Source organism: Streptomyces sp. NH27, assembly GCF_056859195.1.
This window is the reverse complement of sequence record NZ_JACEGK010000093.1, coordinates 1-18,035: the sequence shown is the minus strand read 5'-3', so window position 1 is coordinate 18,035 and position 18,035 is coordinate 1. Positions and strand designations below refer to the sequence as shown.

General features: G+C 68.7%; 11 protein-coding genes and 1 pseudogene. 10 read left to right on the top strand and 2 right to left on the bottom strand.

The genetic code is table 11. The features are described from left to right. Positions 1-2,490 (bottom strand): transglycosylase domain-containing protein (locus AC13HU_RS10645; RefSeq protein ID WP_483041542.1); only part of this gene is annotated, 2,490 nt, incomplete at its 3' end. Between the two features lie 359 nt (positions 2,491-2,849). On the opposite strand from AC13HU_RS10645, the pseudogene AC13HU_RS10640 reads away from it, so the two are divergent. From AC13HU_RS10640 to AC13HU_RS10630, 3 genes and pseudogenes are all read left to right on the top strand, one after another. Continuing rightward, positions 2,850-3,416 (top strand): annotated as a pseudogene (locus AC13HU_RS10640) (PadR family transcriptional regulator); the annotation flags it as partial. Positions 3,417-3,512: 96 nt separating this feature from the next. Beyond that, entirely contained in the window at positions 3,513-4,595 is a 1,083-nt protein-coding gene (locus tag AC13HU_RS10635; protein WP_483041541.1) for an inositol-3-phosphate synthase, read from the top strand. Positions 4,596-4,752: 157 nt separating this feature from the next. Then, entirely contained in the window at positions 4,753-6,066 is a 1,314-nt protein-coding gene (locus AC13HU_RS10630) for an MFS transporter (protein ID WP_483041540.1), read from the top strand. Between the two features lie 61 nt (positions 6,067-6,127). Here AC13HU_RS10630 and AC13HU_RS10625 read toward each other — a convergent pair whose 3' ends face one another. Further along, positions 6,128-7,573 (bottom strand): CCA tRNA nucleotidyltransferase, encoded by a 1,446-nt coding sequence (locus AC13HU_RS10625; RefSeq protein WP_483041539.1) that lies wholly within the window; start codon positions 7,571-7,573, stop codon positions 6,128-6,130. A gap of 203 nt (positions 7,574-7,776) precedes the next feature. On the opposite strand from AC13HU_RS10625, the gene AC13HU_RS10620 reads away from it, so the two are divergent. The 7 genes from AC13HU_RS10620 to trxA all read left to right on the top strand — a co-directional run bounded on the left by AC13HU_RS10620 (position 7,777) and on the right by trxA (position 17,936). Continuing rightward, positions 7,777-10,134, top strand: coding sequence for a DUF6049 family protein (locus AC13HU_RS10620; protein WP_483041538.1), 2,358 nt, complete (start codon positions 7,777-7,779; stop codon positions 10,132-10,134). A gap of 26 nt (positions 10,135-10,160) precedes the next feature. Next, positions 10,161-12,653 carry a murein biosynthesis integral membrane protein MurJ gene (murJ, locus tag AC13HU_RS10615; protein ID WP_483041537.1) on the top strand — a complete coding sequence of 831 codons (2,493 nt, stop codon included), beginning with the start codon at positions 10,161-10,163 and terminating at the stop codon, positions 12,651-12,653. Positions 12,654-12,791: 138 nt separating this feature from the next. Then, the gene (locus tag AC13HU_RS10610; protein WP_483041536.1) at positions 12,792-14,756 is read left to right on the top strand and encodes a protein kinase family protein; all 1,965 of its coding nucleotides are present in this window, start codon (positions 12,792-12,794) and stop codon (positions 14,754-14,756) included. 33 nt (positions 14,757-14,789) lie between these two features. Next, on the top strand, positions 14,790-15,515 hold the full coding sequence (sigM, locus tag AC13HU_RS10605; protein WP_483041535.1) for an RNA polymerase sigma factor SigM: 726 nt from the start codon (positions 14,790-14,792) through the stop codon (positions 15,513-15,515). Continuing rightward, on the top strand, positions 15,512-16,459 hold the full coding sequence (locus AC13HU_RS10600) for an anti-sigma factor family protein (RefSeq protein WP_483041534.1): 948 nt from the start codon (positions 15,512-15,514) through the stop codon (positions 16,457-16,459). The genes sigM and AC13HU_RS10600 overlap by 4 nt, the downstream gene beginning before the upstream one ends. A 123-nt stretch (positions 16,460-16,582) precedes the next feature. Further along, entirely contained in the window at positions 16,583-17,533 is a 951-nt protein-coding gene (gene trxB / locus AC13HU_RS10595) for a thioredoxin-disulfide reductase (RefSeq protein ID WP_483041533.1), read from the top strand. A gap of 55 nt (positions 17,534-17,588) precedes the next feature. After that, entirely contained in the window at positions 17,589-17,936 is a 348-nt protein-coding gene (trxA, locus tag AC13HU_RS10590; protein WP_483041532.1) for a thioredoxin, read from the top strand. The last annotated feature ends 99 nt before the right edge of the window (positions 17,937-18,035 follow it).

The window sequence follows — 18,035 nt, the reverse complement described above, 5'->3', positions numbered from 1 at the left end:
GATGATCTGGCCGATGTTCTCCGTCGGCTTCTCGAAGTCGTCCTTCGGCTGGCCGTCCATCGCCACGCTCATGTAGTCCTTCCAGATCTGCGCGGGGAAGGAGTTACCGGTGACCGACTTCGCACCGCCGGTGCCGTACATCTTCTGGAACGCGTTGCCACCGGGCTTGTCGGTGTCGTCGCGCCGGAACATGACGATCGTCGTGGAGAGCTGCGGGGTGTAGCCGTCGAACCAGGCCGACTTGTTGTCGTCGGTAGTACCGGTCTTGCCCGCCGCGGGGCGGCCGCCGGGCAGCTGCGCCGGCGTACCGGTGCCGTTCTTCACCACGTCGGTGAGCATGCCGGTGATGGTGTCCGAGACGTTCGGGGAGAACGCGACCTTGGTCTTGAGCTGGTGCTTCCAGATCTGCTTGCCGTCGAACACGACGTTGCTGACCGAGTACGGGTCGTTCTGGCGACCGTGGTTGTCGAAGGTGGCGTACGCGTCGGCCATCCGGATCGCGCTGGGCGAGGAGGTACCGATGGAGTAGGTGACGCTGTTCTTGTAGTCGTTCAGGCCGTTCCCGTCGATGGCGGTCAGGCCGGCCGCGATCGCCGCGTCGTGCACCTTGTCGGTGCCGACGTCCTGGCCGAGCTGGACGAACGGCGAGTTCAGCGACAGGTCCAGGGCCTTGCGCAGGGTGACCCTGGGAAAGTTCTCGCCTTCGTCGTTCGTCTGGTACCACGGGAACGGCTTGTTGTTCTTGTCGTAGCCGGTCCATGGCTTGCCGTTGTAGTCCATGATCTGCTGCTTGTTCTTGCCGCTGAACTGGCTGTCCGGCGACACCTTCGTCCGCTCCTCATCACTCTGCACCGCACCACCGTTCGGACTTCGGACGCCGTGGGTCATCGCGGCGGCCAGCACGAACGGCTTGAAGGTCGATCCGACCTGGGCACCGGTCGCGTCGGCGTTGTTGGTGAAGTGCTTGGTGTAGTCGGTGCCGCCGTAGACGGCCAGGATCGCACCGTCCTTGGGGTTCACCGAGGCGCCGCCGAACTGGACGTACTTGTCCGCGTCCTGGCCCTCGAACATGTGGATGCCGGTGCCGGGCTTGATGGACGCGCTCTGGACCTTCTTGACCGCGGCTTCCATCGCCTTCACCTTCGGCTTCTGGAAGGTGGTGTGGATCTGGTAGCCGCCCAGGCTCAACTGGTCCTTGGTGAGGATGTTGTTGCTGATCGCATACATATTGGCGAGGTTGACCATGTAGCCGATCTGCCCGGCCATCTGCGCGTTCTGCTTGGGCGGGTTGGGCATCGGGTACTTGGTGTACTTCGCCCGCTCGGTCGCGGACATCAGCTTGTCCTTGACCTCGAGGTCGAGGATGTCCTTCCAGCGGATCATCGAGTTCTTCTTGTTGGTCTCCGGCTTGGCCAGCTGGTCGATGCTGACGTTGCCCGCCGGGTCGTAGTACGTCGGACCCTTGAGCAGCGCGGCGAGGAAGGAGCACTGGCTCGGGTTGAGCTTGATGGCGTCGATGCCGTAGTACGTGCGAGCCGCCGCCTGGATGCCGTAGGCGCCGCGGCCGAAGTAGGAGGTGTTGAGATACCCCTCCATGATCTTGGGCTTCTTCATCGTCGCGCCGACCTTGATCGAGATGAAGAGTTCCTTGAACTTGCGGCTGATCGTCTGCTGCTGGTCGAGCCGGGTGTTCTTCACGTACTGCTGGGTGATGGTCGAGCCGCCCTGGGTCTCGCCGCCCCTGGCCATGTTGAACAGCGCGCGGGCGATGCCCTTGGGGTCGACGCCGCGGTCGGTCTCGAAGGTCTTGTTCTCGCCGGCGATCACCGCGTTCTGCATCGCCTGGGGGATCTCGTCGATCGTGATGTTCTGGCGGTTGACCTCACCGCCGGTCGCGATCATCTGGCTGCCGTCGGCCCAGTAGTAGACGTTGTTCTGCGCCTGGGCCGCGAGGTTCTCGTTGGGGACGCTCACCATCGCGTACGCGATCCCGATCAGGCCGACCACGGTGCCGAGGAAGCCGACGCACAGGGCCGCGATCTGGCGCCACGAGGGCATCCAGTGGCGCCAGCCCTCCTTGCCGTAGCGGGGGTAGTCGATGAACCGTTTCTTGCCCGGGCGGCGTCCGGCCCGTCCGGCGGGGCCACCGCCGGCGGCGCTGTCGGCGGCGGCCACACGGCGCCTGCCGCCCTTGCTGCGTCCCTGAGCGGCCCGTCGGGCGGCCGCGCGACCCTCGTACGGCTGCTGCCGCTCGTCGCCGGTGCCGCGGCCGCCGGAAGGCGAACCCGCGGAGTGCGAACCGCCGGCCGGAGTGCCGTCCGACGGAGTGCCGTCCGACGGAGTGTCTCCGGGCGGGGGACCTCCGGGCGGGGAACCTCCGGCGGCGCGCCCGCCACCGGAGGAAGGGGGCGTCGGCTGCTGTCCCCCGCGCCGGGCGGCAGCACGGCCGCCGGACGGCGACTGCGGCGGCTTGCGACGGTGCTCGCTCATTGAACAGCTACTCCTCGACAGGCGGGATCGCCTGAAGGCATCGGTGACATTCCGGTCGGGTCCCCCTGCGTGCGGCTGGATCGGGCCGCACCGCACCAAGGATCATGACGCGCCTTGACGCCACAGGGTTCCCGGTGCTCCGCATGGCGAACAGAGTACGCACGGTCAAATGCTGTTCGGCACGAACGTTCGTCACATATCGGGCAGTTGGCTGCTCACAGGTTTGCCGATGTGACGCCGGTCACCGCGGCTCGCCTTGCATGATGTGTCGACCCGTTCTATCGTCTCGATGTATCGGCTCGATACATCGGGTCGGCACACTCGCAGCACATCCGATCGGGAGACGAGGGGACGAGGGATTGAGCAAGCGCTCCGGAATCCTCGAGTTCGCGGTTCTCGGTCTGCTGCGTGAGTCCCCGATGCACGGCTACGAGCTGCGCAAGCGGCTCAATACCTCGCTCGGGGTGTTCCGCGCCTTCAGCTACGGAACTTTGTACCCGTGCCTGAAGACGCTGGTCACCCAGGGGTGGCTGATCGAGGAATCGGCGCTGGACAGCGACCCGCTGACCGCACCCCTCGCCGGCCGCCGGGCGAAGATCGTCTACCGGTTGACGGCGGCGGGCAAGGAGCACTTCGAGGAGTTGCTCGCCCACTCCGGCCCCGATGCCTGGGAGGACGAACACTTCGCCGCCCGGTTCGCCTTCTTCGGCCAGACGTCGAAGGACGTCCGGATGCGGGTTCTCGAAGGGCGGCGCAGCCGCCTGGAGGAACGCCTGGAGAAGATGCGCGGGTCACTGGCACGCACCCGCGAACGGCTCGACGACTACACGCTCGAGTTGCAGCGGCACGGCATGGAGTCGGTGGAGCGCGAGGTCCGATGGCTCAACGAGCTGATCGAGACCGAGCGGGCCGGACGCGTGGAGCGTCCGATCTCCGAGCGGGACGACTAGACAACAACCAAGAGAACGGCGGCCGACCCGGGATCGGGGAACCGCGTGACTATTTCACAAGGAGCAACCGGTATGGGTTCGGTCCGCGTAGCCATTGTTGGCGTAGGCAACTGCGCCACCTCGCTGGTGCAGGGTGTCGAGTACTACAAGGACGCAGACCCGAACAGCAAGGTGCCTGGTCTCATGCACGTGCAGTTCGGTGACTACCACGTGCGTGACGTCGAGTTCGTGGCCGCCTTCGATGTCGACGTGAAGAAGGTCGGTCTCGACCTCGCCGACGCCATCGGGGCCAGCGAGAACAACACCATCAAGATCGCCGACGTCCCGCAGACCGGCGTGACGGTCGAGCGCGGCCACACCCTCGACGGCCTCGGCAAGTACTACCGCGAGACCATCGAGGAGTCCGACGAGGCCCCGGTCGACATCGTCAAGATCCTCAAGGACCGCAAGGTCGACGTCCTGGTCTGCTACCTGCCGGTCGGCTCCGAGAACGCGGCGAAGTTCTACGCCCAGTGCGCCATCGACGCCAAGGTCGGGTTCGTCAACGCGCTTCCGGTCTTCATCGCCGGCACCAAGGAGTGGGCGGACAAGTTCACCGAGGCCGGCGTGCCGATCGTCGGTGACGACATCAAGTCCCAGGTGGGCGCCACCATCACGCACCGCGTGCTGGCGAAGCTCTTCGAGGACCGCGGTGTGGTGCTTGAGCGCACCATGCAGCTCAACGTCGGCGGCAACATGGACTTCAAGAACATGTTGGAGCGCGAGCGCCTGGAGTCCAAGAAGATCTCCAAGACGCAGGCCGTCACCTCGCAGATCCCGGACCGCGACCTCGGTGCCAAGAACGTGCACATCGGCCCGTCCGACTACGTGCAGTGGCTCGACGACCGCAAGTGGGCGTACGTCCGCCTTGAGGGCCGCGCGTTCGGTGACGTCCCGCTGAACCTGGAGTACAAGCTCGAGGTCTGGGACTCCCCGAACTCCGCCGGCGTCATCATCGACGCGCTGCGGGCCGCGAAGATCGCCAAGGACCGTGGCATCGGCGGCCCGATCCTGTCGGCGTCCTCGTACTTCATGAAGTCCCCGCCGGGGCAGTACTTCGACGACGAGGCCCGCGAGAACGTCGAGAAGTTCATCCGCGGCGACGTCGAGCGCTGAACCTCCATCCGGACCGTCGACCACCGCTCGAAGGCGTTGCACGCTGAAGCGGTCGTCGGCAGAACGACGATGTGACGGTCGGTAGACCGACCCGATCGACTGAGCAGGGCCCCGGGGCGCGCACCCGGGGCCCTGTCCGTCGTGTGAAGGTGTGCACATGGGTGTTCTGCGTGACCTTCGGGTACTGCTGCGGCTGCCGGATTTCCGACGACTGCTGACAGTACGTCTGCTGTCGCAACTCTCCGATGGCGTCTTCCAGGTCTCGCTTGCCGCCTATGTGGTGTTCTCACCGGAGAAGCAGGCGTCACCGGGGGCGGTCGCCTCCGCGATGGCGGTGCTGCTGCTGCCGTACTCCCTGCTCGGCCCGTTCACCGGGGTGCTGCTCGACCGCTGGCGACGGCGCCAGGTGCTGCTGTACTGCAACGCGCTGCGGGCCGTGCTGTCGTGCGGCACAGCCGGGCTGATCCTGCTCCATGTGCCGGACTGGCTCTTCTATCTGTCCGCGCTGTCGGTGACCGGCGTCAACCGGTTCGTACTCGCCGGACTGTCGGCCGCGCTGCCACGGGTGGTGGACGGCGAACACCTGGTGACGGCGAACTCCCTGTCACCCACGGCGGGCACCCTGGCCGCCGCGGTGGGCGGCGGCGCCGCGTTCGTCGTGCACCTCTTCCACTCCGCGGGAGCGGGCGCCGACGCGGCCACCGTGCTGCTGGCCGCCGTGCTCTACCTGTGCGCGGGCCTGTCGGCGCTCACCCTCGGCCGCGACCTGCTCGGGCCGGACATCCGGGGTGGCCGGACCGGGGTACGCGCCGAACTCGCCGGCACCGCACGCGGCCTCACCGAGGGGCTCGGGCACCTCCGACAGCGGCCGACCGCCCGCCAGGCGCTCTCGGCGATGACGGCGATGCGCTTCTGCTACGGCGCCCTGACCGTCACGCTGCTGATGCTGTGCCGCTACGCCTGGTCCGACCCCTCCGACAGCAACGCCGGGCTCGCCCTGCTCGGTCTCGCCCTGGGCCTGTCCGCCGCCGGCTTCCTCGCCGCCGCGATCGTCACCCCCTGGGCAACCGCCCGGTTCGGCACCACCGGGTGGATCACCGGCTGCTCGGCCGGGTCCGCACTACTGCTGCCGCCACTGGCACTGCCGTTTGCGAAGACTCCGATGATGCTGGCCGCCTTCGCGCTCGGCGTCACCACACAGGGCGCCAAGATCGCCACGGACACGGTCGTTCAGACCCATGTCGACGACACCTACCGCGGCCGGGTGTTCTCGCTGTACGACGTGGCGTTCAACGTCGCCTTCGTCGGCGCCGCCGCGATCGCCGCCCTGATCCTGCCGTCGGACGGCCGCTCCTCGACGCTGGTGATCGCCCTGGCGCTGATCTACGCGGCGGTCGCCTACGCGATGTTCCACGTGGAACATCGACCGACAATGTTCCACGTGGAACAAGAAGCAGAGGAGAACGGCTGAGCACGTCGGACCGGAGACGGCCGATGTTCCACGTGGAACATCGACCCGATCGCCGCCCGCATCAGCTCTGCGCCGCCCACCACTCCTTCAGCGCGGCCACGGCCGCGCCCTCGCCGAGCGGGCCGTTCTCCAGCCGCAGCTCCAACAGGTGCTGGTATGCCTTGCCGACCACCGGTCCCGGCGCGATCCCGAGAATCCCCATGATCTGGTTGCCGTCCAGATCCGGACGGATCGCGTCGAGTTCCTCCTGCTCCTGCAGTTCGGAGATCCGCGCCTCCAGCCCGTCATAGGTACGGGACAGCGCCGCGGCCTTGCGCTTGTTACGTGTCGTGCAGTCGGAGCGGGTCAGCTTGTGCAGCCGCTCCAGCAGCGGGCCGGCGTCGCGTACATAGCGGCGTACGGCCGAGTCGGTCCACTCGCCACTGCCGTAGCCGTGGAAGCGCAGATGCAGCTCGACCAGCCGGGAGACGTCCTTCACCAGCTCGTTGGGGTACTTCAACTTCGTCATCCGGGACTTGGTCATCTTGGCGCCCACCATCTCGTGGTGGTGGAAGGAGACCCGGCCGTCCGGCTCGAAGCGCCGGGTCCGCGGCTTGCCGATGTCGTGCAGCAGCGCGGCCAACCGCAGTACCAGGTCGGGCCCGTCGGTCTCCAGGTCGATCGCCTGCTCCAGCACGGTCAGGGTGTGCTCGTACACATCCTTGTGCCGGAAGTGCTCGTCCCGCTCCAGCCGCAGCGCCGAGAGTTCGGGCAGCACCTGGTCGGCGAGCCCGGTGTCCACCAGCAGCCGCAGTCCCTTGCGGGGGCGGTCGGAGAGCAGCAGCTTGTTCAGCTCGTCCCTGACCCGCTCGGCGGACACGATCGTGATCCGGTCGGCCATCGCCGTCATCGCGGCAACCACCTCGGGCGCCACCTCGAAGTCCAGCTGCGCGGCAAACCGGGCCGCCCGCATCATCCGCAGCGGGTCGTCGGAGAACGACGACTCCGGGGTACCCGGCGTACGCAGCACCCGGCCGGCCAGGTCGTCCAGGCCGCCGTAGGGGTCCACGAACTCCGTCTCGGGCAGCGCCACGGCCATCGCGTTCACCGTGAAGTCCCGGCGCACCAGGTCCTCTTCGATGGTGTCGCCGTAGGACACCTCCGGCTTGCGCGACGTCCGGTCGTACACCTCGGACCGGTAGGTGGTCACCTCGACCTGGAAGCTCTTGGCCCCCTCGCCCTCGCCGGCGGGCACATCCTTGCGGGCACCGACCGTGCCGAAGGCGATGCCGACCTCCCACACCGCATCCGCCCACGGCCGCAGGATCTTCAGAACCTGCTCGGGCCGGGCATCGGTGGTGAAGTCCAGGTCGTTGCCGAGCCGGCCGAGCAGGGTGTCCCGGACCGAGCCGCCGACCAAGGCGAGCTTGAAGCCGGCGGCGCTGAACAACCCGCCGAGGTCTTCGGCCACCGGCTCGATCCGGTGGTGGGCCTGCGGGGTCTGGGCGGCATTGCTGACGTTCGGCACAACGTCAAAGGGTACGGGGCTCGGGCGGGCCCTGGCGCGCCGGTTTCCCATGAGCTGTGGCGTACCTGTGGCGGACGCACAGCACTTGGACACCGCGACGATCGTTAACATGCCACCACGCACTTCCGCAGGACGCACAAGGCAAACGGACGACCGACCGGTGACACCCACCGGCAGACGACGAACGAGGGACGGGCGAGCGCGTGGGCGAGGCGGCACAGGCAGCCGGTAGGGCTCCGACAGGACCGCGCCGACGGCTGCTGCGGGGCACAGCACTCCTTGCCGGAGCCACGCTCCTCACCGGCCTGCTGCAGGCCGTAGGAGCCACCGCCTCACACGCCGCACCCGAACTCGCGGCAACGGCCGCCACCGGCTCGCGTGCGGCCGCGGTGACCATCAATGACATGAGCCCCCGCATCCCGTCCTCGGGCGGCTCGATCACGGTGACCGGCACCGTGAAGAACAACGGCAAGTCGAAGATCACCGATGCGCGGATGGCCGCCCACGTGCCGCCCGGCGGAGCGGTGCACACACGCAGCGCGCTGCAGAGCGAGGAGGCCAGGACCGGCTTCGACGTCTCCCTGGACGGCAAGGACATCAACGGCCACCAGAAAGACATGCCGGACCTCGCACCCGGGCAGAGCGCCCCGTTCACCATGAATATCCCGCTGAGCGCCCTCTACCTCGGTGATGCCGGCGGTGTGTACGTGGTCGGCATCGCCCTGGACGGCCAGAACGCCGAGGTGCCCACCGACCACGTCCTCGGCATCAAACGGATCTTCCTGCCCTGGTACGGCAACAGCAGCGGCGCGAAGTCGACCCGGATCACCAACCTGTGGCCGCTCACCGACCGGCCGCACATCGACCCGCGCGGCGACAGCGACTCCCAGCAGAGCCCGATCTTCACCGACGACGACCTGGTCACGGAGCTCAAGCCCGGCGGCCGGCTCGCGGAGATGGTCAGGCTCGGCAGCACCCTGCAGGTCACGTGGATCGTCGACCCCGACCTGCTGGCCACCGTCGAGGCGATGACGAAGCCCTACCGGGTGGCCGGACCGGGTGGTGATGTCACTCACCCCACGCAGGGCACCGGCTCGGCGGTCGCCAAACAGTGGCTGAACTCACTCAAGACGGCGGTCGCCGGGCACCAGGTGGTGGCCCTGCCGTTCGGCGACCCGGACATCGCCTCGCTCGCCCACCACGCCAAGGGGCTGAACAGCGACCTCAACCTGGTGAAGACCGGCACCGCGCTCGGCAAGACCACGGTCGACCTCATCCTCGGCGTCCAGTCCATCACCAACGTGGCCTGGCCGGTGGACGGCGCGATCGACCCGTCCGTGGTGTCCGTGGCGCGGGCCTCCGGCGCCGACCAGATCATCACCCGCAACGACTCCCTCCAGGAGCACGCGACACTCGACTACACCCCGACCTCGGCCCGCCCGATCGGCGGGGGCACCACCGCGGTGAACACCGACGCAGTGCTGTCCACCGACTTCGACGGCGACATGAGCAAGACGCAGAACGCCACCCTCGCGATCCAGGACTATCTCGCGCAGACCCTGCTGATCACCCTTGAGGCGCCGGACAAGCAGCGCACCATCGTGGTGGCGCCGCAGCGCATGCCGAGCATCTCGCAGGCGAAGGCGATGGCGGTCGCGATCGCCGCGGCGGACGGCAGCCAGTGGGCGGCCCCGGCCGACTACGGCACCGCGGCGAAGGCCAAGGCCGACCCGCGGGCCAACCACAAGGTGCCCTCGTCCAGCGCCTACCCGAAGTCGCTGCGCAAGCAGGAACTGCCCATAGACGCCTTCCGGCAACTCCACGAGGTACAGCTCAACCTCAACGACTTCGTGGTGATCCTCACCATCAAGGACCGCGTGACCGTGCCGTTCCGCAACGCGATGCTGCGGGCAACCTCCACCGGGTGGCGCGGCGACGACAGCGGCGAGAAGGCGTACCGCGACTCGATCGGCACCTATCTCACCGACCTGATCAAATCGGTCCACATCCTGCCGAAATCCAATCTCACACTCTCCGGCCGCAGCGGCACCATCCCGGTCACCGTGAAGAACGAGCTGGGCCAGCAGATCAACGGCCTGGTGCTGCGGCTCAGCTCCAACTCCAACATCCGGCTCAAGATCAAGGACCCGCAACAGCCGATCACCATCGACGGCGGCCATACCCGTACCCTGAAATTCCAGACCACGGCAAGCGCCAACGGTCCGGCTCAGATCAGCGCACACCTCTACACCCAGAACGGCTCGCTGTACGGCGACACCGTGGACTTCAAGGTCCAGCTCACCAACGTCACCGACCTGGTGATGCTGATCATCGCGGCCGGTCTGCTGCTTCTGGTGCTCGCCGGGGTACGGATCTATCGTCAGCGCAAACGCCACGCAGCCGCGGAAGGCGGCACGAACGGTGGCACGAACGGCGGAGCGGACGGCGACGACGGCGGCGACACCGACGGCACCGGCCCCGAGCAGCCGGGTGACCCTGCTGCTGACACCGGCCAGGAAAGCACCGAGCCATCCCCGGCAGGTGAGAAAGTGGACGGATAGCCAGCGGACAATAAGGTGGGGCACTGATGAACGCGCCGTACGACGGTGATCGCGACGCTGCGGGCCAGATGCCTCACACGCCCGAGCAGCACACCGCGCCACCCGACCCTTATGCGCAGGACGGCTATGCCTACCAGCAGCCGTACCCGCAGCAGTATCCCCAGCCGGGCCCAGCAGGGCCCGGCCCGTCCGGCGACCAGTTCTACGACCAGTCGGCGCACCCCCCGCAGCAGCAGTACCCCCCGCCGGCCCAGCAGCACGGCGGCCAGTACTGGCAGCAGCAGCCGCCCGCGAGCTACCAGCAGATGACGTACGGCGACAACCCGGCCTCGCTCTACGTCGACGACCTCGGCCAGACCGGCGCCCTGCCGGTCTTCGACGCCTACGAGCACCTCTTCCGCGACCAGCAGCAGGGCGGCTACACCCCACCGCAGCAGGACCCGCAGCAGCAGGGGCAGGGCTATCAGCAGGCGTACCAGCAGCCGCAGGACCCGCGCCAGGGTTACTACCAGCAGCCCCAGCCCGGCTACGCGCAGCCCTACGGCTATCCGCAGGTCCCCGACAACGAAGGCACCGGCTACTCCGAGCCCACGTACGAGGAGCAGCCGTACGGGCAGCCGACCACGTACCAGGGCGACCACCAGTACATGGAGCAGGGCTACGTCGACCCGCAGCAGGTCGATCCCCGGCAGTACGGCCAGGGCGCCGGCGCCGGCTACGTGGACCCGCGCTACGCCGACCCCCGGTACGCCCCGGCGTACCAGCCGCAGCCCGGGCAGCCGGTCCCGGCCGGGGTGCCGGCCGGCGGTCCGGTGGAGGGCACCGGACTGCCGCCGCGCGACGCCACCGGGCAGATCCCGGTCGTCGCACCCACCAGTGGCGGCAAGGCCGGCAACATCCTCAAGTCCAGCGCGCTCATGGCCGCGGGCACCCTCGTCTCCCGGGTGACCGGCTTCGTGCGCACCCTGGTCATCGCCGCCGCAATCGGTGTGGCCACCCTCGGCGACTCCTACGCCGTCGCCAACGTGCTGCCGACGATGATCTACATCCTCACCATCGGCGGCGGTCTGAACTCGGTCTTCGTACCGCAACTCGCCCGCGCGATGAAGAACGACGAGGACGGCGGCGCGGCCTACGCCAACCGGCTGCTGACCGTGGTCATGGTGGTGCTGGGCGGCATCGTGGCGATCACCGTTGTCGGAGCGCCGCTGCTGGTCAAGATGATGTCCCCGAAGATCGCGCAGAACCCGGACTCGTACGACGTGGCGATCTCCTTCGCCCGCTACTGCCTGCCGACGATCTTCTTCATGGGCGTGCACGTGGTGATGGGCCAGGTGCTCAACGCCCGCGGCCGGTTCGGCGCCATGATGTGGACGCCGGTGCTCAACAACATCGTGGTGATCTTCACCTTCCTGATGTTCATCTGGGTCTACGGCCCCTTCAGCAGCACCCGGATGGACTCCAGCACGATCACCTCGCAAGGCGCCCGGCTGCTGGGCATGGGCACCCTGCTGGGCCTGGTGGTGCAGTCCCTGTCGATGCTGCCGTACCTACGCGACGCGGGCTTCAAGTTCAGGCCCCGCTTCGACTGGCGCGGCCACGGCCTGGGCCACACCGCCAAACTGGCGAAGTGGACGTTCTTCTTCGTACTGGCCAACCAGGCCGGGCTGATCGTCGTCACCCAGCTCGCCACCTGGGCGGGCGCCGACGCCGACAAGAGCGGCTATCAGGGCACGGGCATCACCGCCTACAACAACGCGCTGCTGATCTGGCAGATGCCGCAGGCCATCATCACCGTCTCGGTGATGGCGGCGGTCCTGCCGCGGATCTCCAGAGCGGCCGCCGACGGCGACATCACCTCGGTCCGCGACGACATCTCCTACGGCCTGCGGACGTCGGCGGTGGCCATCGTGCCCGCCGGGTTCGCCTTCCTGGCACTGGGCGTGCCGATGTGCGGCCTGCTGTACGCCAGCACCGGCGCGGAATCCGCCCGCAACATCGGCTTCATCGTGATGGCCTTCGGGGTCGGGCTGATCCCGTTCTCCGCCCAATACGTGATCCTGCGCGGCTTCTACGCCTTCGAGGACACCCGCACCCCCTTCTACAACACGGTGGTGGTCGCCGCGGTGAACTCGATCGCCTCCGTCATCTCCTTCCTCATCCTGCCCACCCGCTGGGCCGTGGTCGGCATGGCCTTCTCCTACGGCCTCGCTTACGCGGTCGGCGTCGGGGTGGCCGCCAAGCGGCTGCGCGGGCGGTTGCAGGGCGACCTGGACGGCAAGCGGGTCATGCGCACCTACGCCCGGCTGACCGGCGCCTGCGTGCCCGCCGCCGCGGTGGCCGGGGTCGCCGTGGTCATCATCCTCAAGGCGCTGGGCGGCGGCGCGGCCGGCTCGATGGCCGCCCTGGTGGTCGGCGGCGGACTGCTGCTGGGGGTGTTCGTAATCGCGGCCAAGCGGATGAGAATCGAGGAAATGACCGCGATGATCGGGATGGTGCGGGGTCGTCTCGGCCGCTGAACGCGCGACCCGGCTTTCCCATGCCGTACCGCACAACCATCATGGTGGGCTGTGTGTCGTGCATAGAGCCGGAGTGCGGGCACAATTGTCATCGGCGTGACGTGAGAACGTGCAATGGATGGGGAGGCAGGAACGACGGTGGCGGATCGGAGCACGGCCGCCGTCGGAGTGGCCAACGAGGGCGGCGAGGGTTCGCCCTCCGCCCGGCAGGGCAGCGCCACTCCCGACGGCACCACGACGGACGAGCAGACCAGCGGCACCGCCGAGGACACCACAGCCCAGGAGAAGCCCGACACCGAACCGGCAGCCGTCGAACCGATCGCGGGGCCACCGAGCGAGAGCACCGGCCAGGACACCGTACAGATCGAGCCGGCCGACGAGGACCCCGGCGCCGCCGAACCGACCGAACTCCTCGAAGCCGTCCCGACCGCCGAACCGGCGCGGCCCACCAGCAAGCCCGCCAAGCCCACCAAGCCCGGTGGCACCGAGCGACCCGCCGAAGCCGCGCAGGCGGCCGCAGAGTCCGCCAGGACCGCCACCAAGACGGCCGCCGCACCGCCCGCGCCCGCCCCGGCTCCGGCCAGGCCCCGGATCGCCGCTCCCGATCTGCACAGCGGCCACAAGCTCGCCCGCCGCTACCAGCTCGCCGAATGCGTGACCCGGGTCGACGGCTTCAGCAGCTGGCGAGCGGTCGACGAGAAGCTGCGCCGGGCGGTCGGCGTCCACGTACTGCCCGCCGACCACCCGCAGGTCCGCCCGGTGATGGCCGCGGCCCGCTCCGCCGCTCTGCTCGGCGACCCCCGCTTCGTCCAGGTCCTCGACGCCGTCGAGGACAACGACCTCGTCTACGTGATCCACGAATGGCTGCCCGACGCCATCTCGCTCACCGACCTGCTCAGGACCGGCCCGCTGGAGCCGCACGAGGCGTACCAGATGGTCAGCCAGGTCTCCCAGGGCATGGCGGCCGCCCACCGGGAGGGCCTGGCGCATCTGCGGCTCGATCCCGGCGCGGTGCTGCGCACCGTCTCCGGCCAGTACCGCATCCGCGGGCTCGCCGTCGCGGCGGCGCTGCGCGGCCTCAAGTCGGACCAGCCGCAGCGGCAGGACACCGAGGCGATCGGCGCGCTGCTGTACGCCGCCTTGACCCAGCGCTGGCCGTACGAGGTGGACGCCCACGGTCTGACCGGCCTGCCCAAGGGCGTCGGACTGATCGCCCCCGACCAGGTCCGGGCCGGCGTCCACCGCGGGCTGTCGGAGATCGCGACGCGCGCCCTCGCCAACGACGGTGCCACCGCTTCTCGCGAGGAGCCGCCCTGCACCACCCCGGAGGAGCTGGCCAAGGCCGTCGCGGGTATCCCGCGCATCCGGCCGCCTGAGCAGCCCCCACCGGCCTACGGAGTGGCGTCCTTCCACCGGCCTCCAGCGCCACCGGGGCCCGGTGCCACCCGCCAGGCGACCGTGCTCGCCGGACCGCCGCCCGCGCTGCCGGGCCGCACCGGCCAGGTCCTCAAGTGGGCCGTGGCTGCGCTGCTGATCGTCGCGATCGGCCTGGGCAGCTGGCAGCTCGCGGACACCCTGCAGTCCCGGGAGGGGCGCTCCGCCACCCCGACGCCCACCGGCCAGAAGGGCGGCCAGGCTCCGACGCATCCGTCCGCCAAGCCGATCGCCATCGTCACGGCCAAGGACTACGACCCGTTCGGTAGCGACGGCGGCGAGAACCCGACGACGGTGAAATTCGCCTACGACAACAAACCGTCCACCGCCTGGGAAACCAGTTGGTACAACAGCGCCAACCTCGGCAACCTCAAGCCGGGCGTCGGACTGATCCTGGACCTGGGCAGCGCCAAGAACGTCAGTAACGTGAAGGTGGACTTCGTCGGGCAGACGTCGGTGGACCTGCTCGCGGCGCCCACCGCGACGACGACGATGCCGACCGGCTTCACGACCTTCTCCAAGGTCGCCAGCGGTTCGGGCACGGAAGTGACGCTGACCCCGACCAGCAAGGTGTCCGCGCGCTTCCTGCTGGTCTGGCTCACCACACTGCCGCCCACCTCGGACGGCCACTTCCGTGGCAAGGTCTCCGAGATCCACGTCACGGGCTGAACAGCCGACGGCCGGCGGACGAGGGGGCCTGCTGTGGAGGGAAGCACACTCGGTGACGCCGAGCTTCTCGCTCGCCATGTCGCGGGTGACCCCGACGCGTTCGGCGAACTGGTGCGGCGTCATCGGGACCGGCTCTGGGCGGTTGCCCTGCGCACCCTGGGGGACCGTGAGGAAGCCGCTGACGCCGTCCAGGACGCGCTGGTGTCCGCCTTCCGCGCCGCCCATACCTTCCGCGGCCAGTCGGCCGTCACCACCTGGCTGCACCGCATCACCGTGAATGCCTGTCTGGACCGGATACGGCGGGCCGCTTCCCGGCGCACCTCACCAGTCGCGGACGAGCAGAACCTCGACGCGCTCATGGAGCCGCATGAGTCCGCGGAGGCACCCGCCGAGCGCGGTGAACTGCACCAGGAGCTGCTGGCGGCGCTCGCCACGCTCCCCATCGAGCAGCGTGCCGCGCTGGTGCTGGTCGATATGCAGGGCTATCCGGTCGCCGAAGCCGCCGCGGTTCTCGATGTGCCGATCGGCACCGTGAAGAGCCGCTGCGCCCGCGGGCGGGCCCGTCTGCTGCCGCTTCTGCGTCACCTACGGGCCGGCACTGTGGAGGCATCGGCCGGGCCGGCCGCACCGACAGCCGATCGGCCATCCCCTGATCGGCCACCTGGACAGCGGCCCGCCGCGGAGGACGGACGGAACCGGGCGGAGGGGACATCCGTCCCACCGGCAGGATCGACGCAGGACGGAGGTGGACACCGATGACGTCGGTACCGGACAGCAAGCCGCATCCCGAGGTCGCGGAGATCTCCGACCTGACCGAGGACCTGCTCACGCCGGAGCGGGCGGCAGAGGTCCGCCTGCACCTCGCGGACTGCTCGCTCTGCGCCGAAGTACTGGTCACCCTCACGGAGATCAGCGGCCTGCTCAGTGACCTGCCGGCGCCGAAGCGGATGCCCACCGACGTGGCCGATCGGATCGACGCGGCACTCGCCACCGAGGTAGCGGGCGACCAAGAGGGTCGGCCCGAAGTTCCACACCGCGATGTTCCACGTGGAACATCGCCGAACGGAGCGAGCCGTGTTCCACGTGGAACATCCGCCACTCCCGTCGGTCGTCCTGCTGCCGGAACGGGACCGGGCCGGTCCGACCAGTCCGGCCGACGTCGGCGCCGGGCCTTCACGCTCGCGACCGGCTGGGCGGTCGGATTCCTGGCACTCGGCGGCATCGTCTACGGGGTGGTGTCGGCCGGGGGAAACTCGTCGAGCAACGACACCAGCGCCGCCGGCGCCAAGCGACTGGACTCCACGCCGGTGACAGGTTCGATCGCGGACCAGGTACGGCAGCTGCTCGCCGGGACCTACTCCCCGAACCGGGCCGGCGGTGGTGCCACTGCGGCCCCCGACCACGACAGCACCCCGCTGCTCAGCGGGCCCAGTATGGGCGCCGGCTCGACGCCGAACCACCGACAGGACCAAGGCCAGGGCCAGGTTGTGGCCGACACGCCTTCATGTGTGCTCAAGGCCACGCACCGGACCGAGACGCCATTGGCCGTCGGCGAGGACCGATTCCAGGGCATCGAGTCGTATCTCGTGGTGCTGCCGCACCCAGCCGACAGCAGCCTCGTGGACGCCTTCGTCGTCAACGCCTCCTGCTCGGCCGACACTCCGGGCAAGGTCCTCTTCCAGAGCACCTATCCCCGTCAGTAGCCGGTGCCGGACGGGCACACGAGCGGCGTACCGACATGGGAATGCCGGGCCCGTAGTATCCGTTAGGGAGGACGAGAGTCCAGCCAGGGCCCCGCAGTAGTTCGCAGAGACGAGGAAAACTCCGTGACCGACGTCCGTAACGTGATCATCATCGGCTCAGGGCCCGCGGGGTACACCGCTGCGCTCTACACGGCGCGTGCCTCTCTCAACCCGCTGGTCTTCGAAGGCTCCGTGACCGCGGGCGGTGCGCTGATGAACACCACCGAGGTGGAGAACTTCCCCGGGTTCCGGGACGGCATCCTGGGCCCGGATCTGATGGACAACATGCGGGCCCAGGCCGAGCGCTTCGGCGCCGAGCTGATTCCGGACGACGTCGTCGCGGTCGACTTCAGCGGTGACATCAAGACGGTCACCGACTCGGCGGGCACGGTTCACCGGGCGCGAGCCATCATCGTCACCACCGGCTCGCAGCACCGCAAGCTGAACCTGCCCAACGAGGACCAGCTCTCCGGCCGCGGCGTCTCCTGGTGTGCCACCTGTGACGGCTTCTTCTTCCGCGACCAGGACATCGCTGTGGTCGGTGGTGGCGACACCGCGATGGAGGAGGCGACCTTCCTCTCCCGGTTCGCCAAGTCGGTGAAGATCGTGCACCGCCGGGACACTCTGCGGGCATCGAAGGCAATGCAGGAGCGGGCGTTCGCCGACCCGAAGATCTCCTTCGTCTGGGACAGCGAGGTGGCGGAGGTCACGGGTGACGGCAAGCTCGCCGGCCTGACGCTGCGGAACACGAAGAACGGCGAGACCTCCGAACTGCCGGTCACCGGACTGTTCATCGCGATCGGCCACGACCCGCGGACCGAGCTGTTCAAGGGTGTGCTCGACCTTGATGCCGAGGGGTATCTCACCGTGCAGGCGCCGAGCACCCGCACCAACGTCCCGGGGGTGTTCGCCGCCGGAGATGTCGTGGACCATACCTACCGCCAGGCGATCACCGCCGCCGGCACCGGCTGTTCGGCCGCGCTGGATGCCGAGCGCTACCTCGCGGCGCTCACCGACGCCGCGAAGACCGCCTGACCTCGGGTCAGCACTCCCCCCCATACGCACCACAACCTGATTGAGGAGGCCCGCCGTGGCCGAGAACACCACGGGCGACACCAAGCCCAAGCACGTGACGGACGCAACCTTCGCGGAGGAGGTCCTCGCCAGCGACAAGCCTGTGCTGGTCGACTTCTGGGCCGAATGGTGCGGCCCGTGCCGCCAGATCGCCCCGTCGCTTGAGGCAATCGCCGCGGAGCACGCGGACGAGATCACCATCGTCAAGCTCAACATCGACCAGAACCCGGTGACCGCGGCCAAGTACGGTGTCATGTCGATCCCGACGCTCAACGTCTACAAGGGTGGCGAGGTCGTGAAGACCATCGTCGGCGCGAAGCCGAAGGGCGCCCTCGTCAGGGACCTCGCCGACTTCATCGGCTGACGCAGTCCCGGGCCCGCTGGGCCAAAGCAAATGGCGGTGGTCGTGTTCCACGTGGAACACGACCACCGCCATTTCTGTCGCCGGACCGATCATAGCGGC